The sequence below is a fragment of the Pseudomonas sp. SW-3 genome (genome assembly GCF_016615645.1).
GTDB lineage: Bacteria > Pseudomonadota > Gammaproteobacteria > Pseudomonadales > Pseudomonadaceae > Aquipseudomonas > Aquipseudomonas mandelii.
The window spans coordinates 6,024,099-6,037,363 of record NZ_CP067098.1; the positions used below are offsets into that span (position 1 = coordinate 6,024,099).

At 61.5% G+C, this 13,265-nt stretch carries 8 protein-coding genes; all 8 read left to right on the forward strand.

Going from position 1 to position 13,265, the window contains the following annotated elements; all coding sequences use genetic code 11:
- Positions 1 to 70: 70 nt before the first annotated feature.
- The gene (betB, locus tag JIO00_RS27340) at positions 71 to 1,543 is read left to right on the forward strand and encodes a betaine-aldehyde dehydrogenase (protein ID WP_010466983.1); all 1,473 of its coding nucleotides are present in this window, start codon (positions 71 to 73) and stop codon (positions 1,541 to 1,543) included.
- A 131-nt stretch (positions 1,544 to 1,674) separates the two neighbouring features.
- Positions 1,675 to 3,378: a choline dehydrogenase gene (gene betA, locus JIO00_RS27345; RefSeq protein ID WP_077747261.1), complete on the forward strand. Its 1,704-nt coding sequence runs from the start codon at positions 1,675 to 1,677 to the stop codon at positions 3,376 to 3,378.
- 275 nt (positions 3,379 to 3,653) lie between these two features.
- Positions 3,654 to 5,096 carry a TldD/PmbA family protein gene (locus JIO00_RS27350; RefSeq protein ID WP_083375596.1) on the forward strand — a complete coding sequence of 481 codons (1,443 nt, stop codon included), beginning with the start codon at positions 3,654 to 3,656 and terminating at the stop codon, positions 5,094 to 5,096.
- Complete coding sequence (locus JIO00_RS27355; RefSeq protein ID WP_200667219.1) at positions 5,096 to 6,433, forward strand: TldD/PmbA family protein; 1,338 nt, start codon at positions 5,096 to 5,098, stop codon at positions 6,431 to 6,433. The genes JIO00_RS27350 and JIO00_RS27355 overlap by 1 nt, the downstream gene beginning before the upstream one ends.
- A gap of 140 nt (positions 6,434 to 6,573) precedes the next feature.
- Positions 6,574 to 8,001 carry a multidrug transporter subunit MdtD gene (gene mdtD, locus JIO00_RS27360; protein WP_200667221.1) on the forward strand — a complete coding sequence of 476 codons (1,428 nt, stop codon included), beginning with the start codon at positions 6,574 to 6,576 and terminating at the stop codon, positions 7,999 to 8,001.
- 156 nt (positions 8,002 to 8,157) lie between these two features.
- A complete protein-coding gene (gene dbpA, locus JIO00_RS27365; protein ID WP_229801809.1) occupies positions 8,158 to 9,495 on the forward strand; it encodes an ATP-dependent RNA helicase DbpA in 1,338 nt (445 codons plus the stop codon).
- Positions 9,496 to 9,654: 159 nt separating this feature from the next.
- Positions 9,655 to 10,833: an NAD(P)/FAD-dependent oxidoreductase gene (locus JIO00_RS27370; protein WP_200667223.1), complete on the forward strand. Its 1,179-nt coding sequence runs from the start codon at positions 9,655 to 9,657 to the stop codon at positions 10,831 to 10,833.
- Positions 10,834 to 11,002: 169 nt separating this feature from the next.
- Complete coding sequence (gene yccS / locus JIO00_RS27375; RefSeq protein ID WP_010466973.1) at positions 11,003 to 13,186, forward strand: YccS family putative transporter; 2,184 nt, start codon at positions 11,003 to 11,005, stop codon at positions 13,184 to 13,186.
- The last annotated feature ends 79 nt before the right edge of the window (positions 13,187 to 13,265 follow it).

Consider the following 13,265-nt stretch of genomic DNA (forward strand, 5'->3'; position numbering starts at 1 on the left):
GGTGTTGCCACAACCCTATGGCTTCACTCCAGTGGCCTACGCCAACCACTTATGCACTTGCGAGGACACTATGGCCCGTTTCGAACTGCAAAAACTTTACATCGATGGCGGTTACTCCGACGCCAGCAGCGACGCCACCTTCGAAGCCATCAACCCGGCTAACGGTGAAGTCCTCGCAACCGTACAGCGTGCGACCAAGGAAGACGTTGAGCGCGCCGTCGTCAGCGCCGAAAAGGGCCAGAAAATCTGGGCCGCAATGACCGCCATGGAGCGTTCGCGCATCCTGCGTCGTGCCGTTGACATCCTGCGCGAGCGCAACGATGAGCTGGCCGCCCTGGAAACCCTGGACACCGGCAAGTCGTTCTCCGAAACCAAGTATGTCGACATCGTCACCGGTGCCGACGTGCTGGAGTACTACGCAGGCCTGGTGCCCGCCATCGAAGGCGAGCAGATCCCGCTGCGTACCACGTCGTTCGTCTACACCCGTCGCGAGCCGCTGGGTGTCGTCGCCGGCATCGGCGCGTGGAACTACCCGATCCAGATCGCCCTGTGGAAATCCGCGCCAGCCCTGGCGGCCGGTAACGCGATGATCTTCAAGCCAAGCGAAGTCACTTCCCTGACCACGCTGAAACTGGCCGAGATCTACACCGAGGCAGGCCTGCCAGCCGGCGTGTTCAACGTGTTGACCGGCAGCGGCCGTGAAGTCGGCACCTGGTTGACCGAGCACCCACGCATCGAAAAAATCTCCTTCACCGGCGGCACCGACACCGGCAAGAAGGTCATGGCCAGCGCTTCCGCTTCGTCGCTGAAAGACGTGACCATGGAACTGGGCGGCAAATCCCCGCTGATCATCTTCGACGACGCCGACCTCGATCGCGCCGCCGACACCGCGATGATGGCCAACTTCTACAGTTCCGGTCAGGTCTGCACCAACGGCACTCGCGTGTTCGTGCCGACTCACCTGAAAGCCGCTTTCGAAGCGAAGATCGCTGAGCGCGTTGCGCGCATCCGCATCGGCAACCCGGAAGACGAGAACACCAACTTCGGCCCGCTGGTCAGCTTCGCCCACATGGAAAGCGTGCTGGGTTACATCGCCAAAGGTAAGGAAGAAGGTGCTCGCGTGCTGTGCGGTGGCAATCGTCTGACCGAAGGCGAATTCGCCAAAGGCGCGTTCGTGGCCCCGACCGTGTTCACCGACTGCACCGACGAGATGACCATCGTTCGCGAAGAAATCTTCGGCCCGGTGATGGCGATCCTGACCTACGACACCGAAGAAGAAGTGATCCGTCGTGCCAACGACACCGACTTCGGCCTGGCCGCCGGCATCGTCACCAAGGACCTGAACCGCGCTCACCGCGTGATTCATCAACTGGAAGCCGGTATCTGCTGGATCAACGCCTGGGGCGAGTCCGACGCGAAGATGCCGGTCGGCGGCTACAAGCAGTCCGGTGTTGGTCGTGAAAACGGGATCAGCTCTCTCAATAACTTCACGCGCATCAAGTCCGTGCAAGTCGAACTGGGTGAGTACGTTTCGGTATTTTGATTAGCTGATCCAGCGACAAGCGGCAAGCTTCAAGCTGCAAGTAAAAGCAGTTTGGTTTGCCGCTCCATCTCAACACCGCTCGCTGCTCTCTTGCAGCTTGAAGCTTGAAGCTTGAAACTCCCGGAGGGCCTATGTCCCAAGAATTCGATTACATCATCATCGGTGCCGGCTCGGCCGGTAACACCCTGGCGACCCGTCTGACTGAAGACGAAGGCGTCACCGTCCTGCTGCTCGAAGCAGGCGGCCCGGACTACCGTCTGGATTTCCGCACGCAAATGCCGGCCGCCCTGGCGTTTCCGCTGCAAGGCCGTCGCTACAACTGGGCCTACGAAACCGATCCAGAGCCACACATGGACGGTCGCAAGATGGAGTGCGGTCGCGGCAAGGGCCTCGGCGGTTCCTCGCTGATCAACGGCATGTGCTACATCCGCGGCAACGCGATGGACTACGACAACTGGGCCAAGCTTCCAGGTCTTGAAGACTGGGACTACCTGAACTGCCTGCCGTACTTCCGCAAGGCTGAAACCCGCGACATCGGCCCGAACGACTACCACGGTGGCGACGGTCCGGTCAGCGTGACCACGCCGAAAGCCGGCAACAACCCGCTGTTCCACGCGATGGTTGAAGCAGGCGTACAGGCCGGTTACCCGCGCACCGAAGATCTCAACGGGTACCAGCAAGAAGGCTTCGGCCCGATGGACCGCACCGTGACGCCGAACGGCCGCCGCGCCAGCACCGCTCGCGGTTACCTGGACATCGCCAAGAAGCGTTCGACCCTGACCATCGTCACCCATGCCCTGACCGACAAGATCCTGTTCGAAGGCAAGCGTGCCGTTGGCGTGCGTTACCTGATCGGTGCCGCTGAAGAGCGCGTTGAAGCCCGTGCCCGCAAAGAAGTGCTGCTGTGCTCCGGCGCCATCGCGTCGCCGCAGATTCTGCAACGCTCCGGCGTCGGCCCGGCTGAACTGCTGAACAAGCTCGACATCCCGGTGGTCCATGACCTGCCCGGCGTCGGCGAAAACCTGCAGGATCACCTCGAGTTGTACCTGCAATACGCCTGCACCCAACCGGTCTCGCTGTACCCGTCGCTGCTCTGGTACAACCAGCCGGCCATCGGTGCCGAATGGCTGTTCAACGGCACCGGCATCGGCGCCAGCAACCAGTTCGAAGCGGGCGGTTTCATCCGTACCCGCGAAGAATTCGATTGGCCGAACATCCAGTACCACTTCCTGCCGGTCGCGATTAACTACAACGGCAGCAACGGTGTGAAAGAGCACGGTTTCCAGGCGCACATGGGTTCCATGCGTTCGCCGAGCCGTGGTCGCATCCAGGCCAAGTCCAAGGATCCGCGCGAGTACCCGAGCATCCTGTTCAACTACATGGCCACCGAGCAGGACTGGCAGGAATTCCGCGACGGCATTCGCCTGACCCGTGAAATCATGCAACAGCCCGCACTGGACGCTTTCCGTGGCCGCGAAATCAGCCCGGGCATCGACGTGCAAACCGATGAGCAGCTCGACAAGTTCATCCGCGAACACGCCGAAACCGCGTTCCATCCTTCCTGCTCGTGCAAGATGGGCACCGACGAGATGGCCGTGGTCGATGGCGAAGGTCGAGTGCATGGTCTGCAAGCCCTGCGTGTGGTCGATGCCTCGATCATGCCGATCATCACCACCGGCAACCTGAACGCACCAACGATCATGATCGCCGAGAAAATCGCCGACAAGATCCGTGGTCGCCAGCCGTTGCCGCGCAGCAAGGCCGATTACTACGTGGCCGGCGATGCGCCGGTGCGTGGCAAGCCGTTGCGGGAAGTGAGCCTTACCGCTCAGTAAGACTTAATACCGAGGTGCGCCCTTCGCGGGCAAGTCGAATCGTCGCACCGCTCGCTCCTACAAGAGAACGCGATTACTTGTAGGAGCGAGGCTTGCCCGCGAAGGCGCCCGACCAAGCAATACATCTCTAACTGACACATACCGGTAATCCCTTCCTACACCGCTCCACCCTTGATCCTACCCCCCGCCCAGGCCTAATCTAGCGCCACGCAAACGTTTCACCCCCCCCTTCGCAACACCGCTGCACCGCCACTCCAGACCAAGGAGGTTCCCGAATGTTCGATTTCCACCCCCAGCTCAAGCAGCGCTTCGCTGCCTTGCGCACGGGCGCTGAATTCTTTTCGCTGCGTTATGTACGCGAGTCCGGCCAGTACCTGTCGGTGCGCAAGAATGTCGCCGAACCTCCGAGCCTGAGCCGTGACGAAGGCGCGATGCTGACCGTGCGTGTCAACGGCGTCGAAGCCTACGCCGCGACCAACGACCTGTCGCAACAAGGCCTGCAAGCCGCACTGGAGAAGGCCGAGCAACAAGCCCGCCGACTCAAGCCCCACGCCCTGCTCGACCTGAGCGCACAGGTGGTCTCCAGCGACCGCGCCGACTACTTTTCGCCGAACCTCGACCAGCCCTTCCCTTCCCTGAGCGATTGCTACCAACTGCTCGGCGCCGAATCCGCATCCGTGCCCAAGGACGAGCGACTGGTGAACTGGGAAGTGAGCATCGGCATCACCCATGTCGAACAGATCTACCTCAGCAACGCCGGTGCCGAACTGCGCCAGGCCCAGCGGTTTGTCTACCCGAGCCTGGAAGTCACGGCCTACGACGGCAACGACAGCCAGACCCGAACCCTGGGCCGCGAGAACTTCGGTCAACAGGGCGGTTTTGATGTGATCAGCCGCTGCGGCCTGGTCGGTGCCGGTCCGAAAATCGCCGATCAGGCGCTGCAATTGCTGCTGGCGCCGAACACCCCGAAAGGCCCGCGTGACCTGTTGCTGATGCCGGACCAGATGATGCTGCAAATCCACGAATCGATTGGCCACCCATTGGAACTGGACCGCATCCTCGGTGACGAGCGCAATTACGCCGGCACCAGTTTCGTCAAGGCAGAAGACTTCGGCAGCCTGCAGTACGGCTCGAAACTGCTGAACGTGACCTTCGACCCGGAGATTCCCGAACAGCTGGCCAGCTATGGCCATGACGACGACGGCACTGCTGCCAGCAAACAATTCCTGATTAAAGAAGGCTTGCTGCTGCGCCCATTGGGCGGCGCGCTGTCGCAGTTTCGCGCGGGCATGGATGGCGTGGCCAACAGCCGCGCCTGCAGCTGGAACCGTCCGCCGATCGATCGCATGGCCAACCTGAACATCGAGGCCGGCGATCAACCGCTGGAGCAAATGATCGGCAACATCGAGCACGGCATCTTGATGAGCACCAACCGGTCCTGGTCCATCGACGATGCCCGCAACAAATTCCAGTTCGGCTGTGAATGGGGCCAACTGATCGAAAACGGCGAACTCAAAGGCGTGGTCAAGAACCCGAACTACCGGGCGATTTCCGCGCAGTTCTGGAAAAACCTCAGCGCCGTTGGCGATGCGAACTCCGTCAAGGTCCTGGGCACGCCGAACTGCGGCAAGGGCGAACCGAACCAGGTGATCCGCGTCGGCCATGCCTCGCCGGCCTGTGTGTTCAGCAACGTTGATGTGTTTGGGGGGGATGCCTGATGAGTACTTCAAAAAGTCAGGCCGATGCGTTCAAGGCCTTGGTCAATTGGCTGCGTGATGCGATTCGCGAGCCGGAACTGTTCACTCTAAGTTACGCCGCCGAATCCTCGGCCTTCGTGCGCTTCAACCACGCCAAGGTGCGTCAGGCCGGCCAGGTGCAGCAGGCGAGCGTCGGTTTCAAGCTGATCAACGAGGGTCGGCATGCTGACCTCAACATCACGCTGGCCGGCGATCAGGAAGTCGACCTTCAGCGCCTGGCCGAAGGCCTGCAACAGTTGCGCGAAACCTTGCCGCTGCTGCCGCAGGATCCCTACCTACTGCTCAACCACAACAGTTGGCAGAGCAAGAACGTGCAGGAGCATCCGCTGCCGGACACCGAGCAGGTCGTGGCCGAAATCACCCAGGCCGCCGAGGGGCTGGATCTGGTCGGCTTCTACGCCGCCGGCCCGATCAGTCGTGGTTTCGCCAGTTCTTCGGGGGCGCTTGGCTGGCATCAGGCCAACAGCTTCAACTTTGATTTCAGTCTGGTCCATGAAAACGGCCAAGCGGTGAAAGCCAGTTACGCCGGGCACGACTGGAACAGCGAGGGTTTTGCCAAGCGCTTTGCGCAGGCGCGTGAGCAGTTGGCATTCCTCGGCAGACCGCAACGCACCCTGGCGCCCGGTCAGTACCGCGCCTATCTGGCACCGGCAGCCCTGGGAGAAATAATGGACATGCTGGGCTGGGGCGGTTTCTCGGCACAGTCGATTGCCACCAAAAGCAGCCCGTTGCAGAAGCTGTATGCGGGCGACAGTGCGTTCAGCCCGTTGGTGTCGGTTGATGAAAAGGTCAGCGGTTCGTTGAGCCCGGCGTTCTCGGGCGAAGGTTATCCGCGCAGCGATCTTGGCTTGATCGTCGAAGGCAAGGCGGGCGCGCAGATGGTCAGTTCACGCAGTGCCGCCGAATACGGCCTGACCGCCAATGGCGCCAGCGGCGGTGAAATGCCGAGTGCTGTGAACATGGCCGCCGGTACGCTGCCCGATGCAGAGATTCTCAAGCAACTGGGAACCGGTCTGTACATCAGCAACCTCTGGTACCTGAACTACTCGGACCAACCGGCGGCACGCCTGACCGGCATGACGCGATTCGCGACGTTCTGGGTCGAGAACGGCGAGATTCAGGCGCCGGTGAGCACCATGCGCTTTGATGACAGTGCTTACAGTCTGCTTGGTTCCCAACTGGAAGCGTTGACCGAGGAGCGTGAGCTTATGTTGTCGGCCAGCACCTACAGCCAGCGGGCCACGGCTTCGGCGTTGTTGCCGGGGGCGCTGATCAGCAAGCTGACCTTGACCCTCTGACACCGATCGTGCCCACGCTCTGCGTGGGAATGCCTCAATGGACGCTCCGCGTCCGCTTCGGCAGGGACGCGGACCGTCCCGGACTGCATTCCCACGCGGAGCGTGGGAACGATCATTAACTCCGACTCACACGAGGTCCCATGCCCAACCGTCCGCCTCTCGACGCTGTCACCGCCCGCTGGGTGCCGTGGGTCGTCGCCATCGCCTTCTTCATGCAGTCCCTCGACGGGACCATCCTCAACACCGCCCTGCCCGCCATGGCCCGGGATCTGGCCGAAGATCCGCTGCGCATGCAGGGCGTGATCATTGCCTACATGCTCACCGTCGCGCTGCTGATTCCTGCCTCAGGCTGGATCGCCGACCGCTTCGGCACCAAGAAAATCTTCTTCGGCGCAATCCTGCTGTTCAGCCTCGGCTCATTGCTCTGCGCCTTGTCGAGCACCCTGAGCATGCTGATCGGTGCCCGAGTGATACAAGGCCTGGGCGGTGCGTTGATGCTGCCGGTCGGGCGGCTGGTGGTGCTGCGCGCCTATCCGCGCTCGGAGCTGGTGCGGATCATGGGCTTCATCACCATTCCCGGCCTGCTCGGTCCGTTGATCGGCCCGACCATGGGCGGCTGGATGGTCGAATACCTGACCTGGCACTGGATCTTCCTGATCAACCTGCCGGTGGGCGCCATCGGCTGCTACGCCGTGTGGAAGTTCATTCCCGACCTGCGCGGCACTGAACGCACGCGTTTCGACAGCCTGGGCTTTTTGCTGTTCGGCGCGGCGATGATTCTGATCACCATCGCCATGGAAGGCCTCGGTGAACTGCACCTGCCGCACTTGCGGGTGATGTTACTGCTGTTCGGCGGCATGGCGTGTCTGGCGGCGTATTGGCTGCGCGCCGGGCACATCGATAATCCGCTGTTCGCGCCGTCGCTGTTCAAGACCCGGACGTTTGCCGTGGGCATCCTCGGCAACCTGTTCGCCCGCCTGGGCAGCGGCGCCCTGCCGTTCCTCGTGCCGTTGTTGCTGCAAGTGGCGCTGGGTTATTCGCCGTCACAAGCCGGGATGAGCATGTTGCCGCTGGCCGCTGCGGCGATGATCGCCAAATCGGTGGCGCGTCCGCTGATTGAGCGCCTGGGCTATCGCATCGTGCTCACCGGCAACACCCTGGCGCTGGGGCTGATGCTGGCGAGCATGGGCCTGGTCAGCGAGCAGACGCCGTACTGGCTGCTGCTGGGGATGCTGGCAATTCTCGGCGCGATCAACTCCTTGCAGTTCACCGCGATGAACACCGTGACCCTGATCGACCTCGACGACGCCAGCGCCAGCAGCGGCAACAGCCTGCTGTCGGTGGTCGCGCAATTGTCCCTGAGCCTTGGCGTTGCCTGTGCCGGCGCGTTGCTCGGCGGCTTTACCGCAGAGATCGGCAACGATGGCGTGGACACGGTGCTGGGTGCGTTCCAGCTGACGTTTGTGACGGTCGGAATCATGGCGATGCTGGCCGCGACGATCTTCTCCCAGCTCTCAAAGGAAGACGGACGGCGCGTCAGAAGCCCGGAAGAACACATAGAGCCTTAGTTTCCAGACGATAAGTGCCTGCGCTCGGCGACTTCTCGTCTGGAAACTACGGGCGAATGGCCATGGGACTGATACACTGCGCGACATTTTGTTTTGCAGGCCAGTCCCGTGACCACCATTGCCACCGCTTTTAATACTTTGCCGCTATCCGCCGCCATGCTGGCTAACCTCGACTCTTTGGGTTATGCCGAGATGACGCCGATCCAGGCGCAAAGCTTGCCGGTGATCCTCAAGGGGATGGACCTGATCGCCCAGGCCAAGACCGGTAGCGGCAAGACCGCCGCCTTCGGTGTCGGCCTGCTGAACCCGATCAATCCGCGCTTCTTCGGTTGCCAGGCGCTGGTCATCTGCCCGACTCGCGAGTTGGCCGACCAGGTCGCCAAGGAAATCCGTCGCCTGGCCCGCGCCGAAGACAACATCAAGGTCCTGACCCTGTGCGGCGGCGTGGCTTTCGGCCCGCAGATCGGCTCGCTGGAGCACGGTGCGCACATCATCGTCGGCACTCCTGGTCGGATTCAGCAGCACCTGCGCAAGGGTTCGCTGATTCTCCATGGCCTGAACACGCTGATCCTCGATGAAGCCGACCGCATGCTCGACATGGGTTTCTACGATTCCATCGAAGAAATCATCGCCCAGAGCCCTGAACGTCGCCAGACCCTGCTGTTCTCCGCCACCTATCCGACGGGCATCAAGCAATTGGCGGCGAAATTCATGCGTAACCCGCAGATCGTGAAGGCCGAAGCGTTCCACGACGACACGCAGATTGAGCAGCGTTTCTACGAAATCTCCCCGGAAGAGCGCATGGACGCGGTGGTCAAAGTCCTCGCGCATCACCGTCCGGCGTCCTGCGTCGCCTTCTGCTTCACCAAGCAGCAGGTTCAGGAAACCGTCGATCACCTGACCTCCAAAGGCATCTCCGCCGTCGGCCTGCACGGCGATCTGGAACAGCGTGACCGTGACCAGGTGCTGGCCATGTTCGCCAACCGCAGTACTTCGGTACTGGTCGCCACCGACGTCGCCGCGCGCGGCCTGGACATCGATGCGCTGGACATGGTGATCAACGTCGAGCTGGCCCGTGACTCGGAAATCCACATTCACCGTGTCGGCCGTACCGGTCGTGCTGGCGAGAAAGGCATTGCGATCAGCCTGGTCGCGCCGTCCGAAGCGCACCGCGCCCAGGCCATCGAGCTCCTGCAGAAGTCGCCGTTGAGCTGGGATCAGCTGGACAACCTCAAATCCCAGGGTGGCGCACCGCTGCTGCCGGTGATGAGCACGCTGGTCATCGGCGCAGGCCGTAAAGACAAAGTGCGTCCGGGCGACATTCTGGGTGCACTGACGGGCGATGCCGGTATTCCGGGCGCTCAGGTCGGCAAGATCGCGATTTTCGACTTCCAGGCATATGTGGCTGTTGAACGCGGGATCGCCAAGCAAGCCTTGCAGCGTCTGAACGACGGCAAGATCAAAGGCCGTTCGTTGCGCGTTCGTATCCTCTAAGAACGCCGCAACTCCCCCCTGCCTGATCGTTCCCACGCTCCGCGTGGGAATGCATCCCGTGACGCTCCGCGTCACAGAGCGGACGCAGAGCGTCCATGGCGGCATTCCCACGCAGAGCGTGGGAACGATCAATATAAGCTCCTGTGTGAGGACACCGTTTTGCGCTCTACCGAAGTCGTGATCATTGGCGCTGGCGCCGCAGGGTTGATGTGTGCGCTGACCGCCGCCGGACGTGGGCGCAAGGTCATGTTGCTCGACCATGCGAACAAGGCCGGCAAGAAAATCCTGATGTCGGGCGGTGGCCGCTGCAATTTCACCAACATGTACACAGAACCGGGCAATTTCCTCTCGCAAAACGAACACTTCTGCAAATCCGCATTGGCGCGCTACACCCAGTGGGATTTCATCGGCATGGTCGCCAAGCACGGCGTGCCGTATCACGAGAAGAAACTCGGCCAACTGTTCTGCGATAACAAATCCAGCGACATCCTTGAGATGCTGCTCACCGAATGCGATCAGGTCGGCGTCAGCCTGCACCTGGACACCTCGATCCAGACCATCGAGAAGCTCGAAAGCGGTTACTTGCTCGACACGACGCTCGGTCAACTGACCTGTGAATCCCTGGTCATCGCCACGGGTGGTCTGTCGATTCCGACCTTGGGCGCCACCGGTTTCGGTTATCAGGTCGCCAAGCAGTTCGGTCACGACCTGCTACCGACCCGTGCCGGCCTGGTGCCGTTCACCATCACCGATCAGCTCAAGGAACTGTGCACCGAGCTGTCCGGCACATCGGTGGATTGCCTGGTGAGCTGCAACGACCAGAGCTTTCGCGAGAACATCCTGTTCACCCATCGCGGCCTCAGTGGCCCGGCGATTTTGCAGATTTCCTCGTTCTGGGAATCCGGCGACACGGTCCAGATCAACTTGATGCCGGACCACGACGTGCCGAGCTGGCTGCAACAGCAGCAAGCCGAACGCCCGAACAGCGAACTGAAAACCCTTCTCGGTGAAATCTTCACCAAGAAGATGGCCAACTTGCTGGCGGACAACTGGTTCGTCTCCAAACCGATGAAGCAATACACCCACGCGGAAATCGCCGACATCGCCGAAAAACTGGCGAGCTGGAAAGTGGTTCCTGCCGGCACCGAGGGCTATCGCACTGCGGAAGTGACTTTGGGCGGTGTCGACACTCATGAAGTGTCATCCAAGACCATGGAATCGCTGAAAAGCCCTGGCCTGTATTTCATCGGTGAAGTGCTCGACGTCACCGGACACCTGGGCGGCTTCAACTTCCAATGGGCCTGGGCCTCGGGTTATGCCGCTGCGCAGTACGTCTGATATACCGCGTCATCGTTCTTCGCGGGCAAGTCGGATCGCGAAGGCGTCCGAACAGACAACACTGAACAATCAAGGAACAGATTTTGCTGTCAGATGTGATCGGCGCCATTGCGTCGACGTCATTACTGGCTCAATTTAGCGGCATTGCCTCGGAAGGCCTTCGCACTTCATGTCATCGACCTCATTTCGTCAGTCGCTGCGCCGTCTCTGGGCGCTGGATAAATTCAGCTACAGCGTGCGGGTGTTCATCGCCCTGACCGGCAGCATGGCCGTCTGTTGGTATCAGGATGAAATGGGGCTTCTGATCCCGTTGTTCCTGGGGATCATCGCCAGCGCCCTGGCCGAGACCGACGACAGTTGGCAGGGCCGCCTCAACGCGCTGGCCGTGACGCTGGTGTGCTTCAGCGTCGCCGCCCTCTCCGTCGAATTGCTGTTCCCCTACCCCATCGTTTTTGTCATCGCCCTGGCCCTCGCCAGTTTCGGCCTGACCATGCTCGGCGCCCTCGGCGAACGCTATGGCGCGATTGCCTCCGCGACGTTGATTCTGTCGGTCTACACCATGATCGGCGTGGATCAGCGCGGCGGCGCGGTCACCGATTTCTGGCACGAACCGGTGCTGCTGGTGGCCGGCGCCGCCTGGTACGGCTTGCTCTCGGTGCTGTGGCAGGCGATGTTTTCCAACCAGCCGGTGCAGCAGAGCCTGGCTCGGTTGTTCCGTGAACTGGGTTTTTACTTGAAGCTGAAATCGTCGCTGTTCGAGCCGATTCGGCAGATGGACGTGGAAGCACGCCGACTGGAACTGGCGCAGCAAAACGGTCGAGTTGTCGCGGCACTCAACGCTGCCAAGGAAATTATCCTGCACCGGGTCGGCAATGGACGACCGGGTTCGAAAGTCAGCCGCTACCTCAAGCTGTACTTCCTCGCTCAGGACATCCACGAGCGCGCCAGTTCTTCGCACTACCCTTACAACGCGCTGGCCGAGGCGTTCTTTCACAGCGACGTGCTGTTCCGTTGCCAGCGTCTGCTACGCCAGCAAGGCAAAGCCTGCCGGGCGCTGGCGGAATCGATCCAGATGCGCCAGCCGTTCATCTATGACGCCAGCTTCGCCGAAGCGTTGAGCGACCTGCACGCCTCCATCGAACACTTGCGCATCCAGAGCAACCCGGCCTGGCGCGGTCTGTTGCGCTCTTTGCGGGCATTGGCCGCCAACCTCGGCACCCTCGACCGTTTGCTCAGCGATGCCAGCAACCCCGACGCCCTGGCCGACGCCACCGACAGCAGCCTGCTCGACCGCTCGCCGCGCAACCTCAAGGATGTATGGATTCGCTTGCGCACGCAGCTGACGCCGACCTCGCTGCTGTTCCGCCATGCACTGCGCCTGCCCCTGGCCTTGAGCATCGGCTACGGCATGGTGCACTTGATTCACCCCTCGCAAGGTTACTGGATCATCCTCACCACGCTGTTTGTCTGCCAGCCAAACTACGGCGCCACTCGACGCAAACTGGGCCAACGGATCATCGGCACCGCGATTGGCCTGACGGTGGCCTGGGCGCTGTTCGATCTGTTCCCCAATCCGCTGGTCCAGTCGTGCTTCGCGATCGCAGCCGGAGTGGTGTTCTTTATCAACCGCACCACGCGCTACACGTTGGCGACCGCCGCGATTACCTTGATGGTGCTGTTCTGCTTCAATCAGGTCGGTGATGGTTACGGGCTGTTCCTGCCGCGGCTGTTCGACACCTTGCTCGGCAGCTTGATCGCCGGGCTCGCGGTGTTCCTGTTCCTGCCGGACTGGCAGGGCCGACGCCTGAACAAAGTGCTGGCCAATACCCTGACCTGCAACAGCATTTACCTGCGCCAGATCATGCAGCAATACGCCGCCGGCAAAAGCGACGACCTGGCCTATCGCCTGGCCCGACGCAATGCGCACAACGCTGATGCGGCATTGTCGACGACACTGGCCAACATGCTCATGGAGCCAGGGCATTTCCGTAAGGAAGCGGATGTCGGGTTTCGCTTCCTGGTGCTGTCGCACACGTTGCTCAGCTACTTGTCGGGATTGGGTGCGCACCGTGAAACCCAGTTACCGGCGGATGTTCGCGAGCATTTGATCGACGGCGCGGGCGTGAGCCTGGCGGCCAGCATCGACGAGATCGCCCAAGGGTTGGCGAGCAAACAGCCAATTGCGATTCAGAGCGATGCCGAAGAGGCGCTGGCCAATGAGTTGGAGCAAATGCCGGATGAGATCGATGAAGGGCAGCGGCTGGTACAGACGCAGTTGGCGTTGATCTGCCGGCAGTTGGGGCCGTTGCGGACGTTGGCGGCGCATCTGATCAAGGACACCAGCGAAGCCTGAGATCTGTAGTGACAGGCCGGGGCCCATTGCGAGCAGGCTCGCTCCCACAGATTCGGTGCAAATCCTGTGGGAGCGAGCC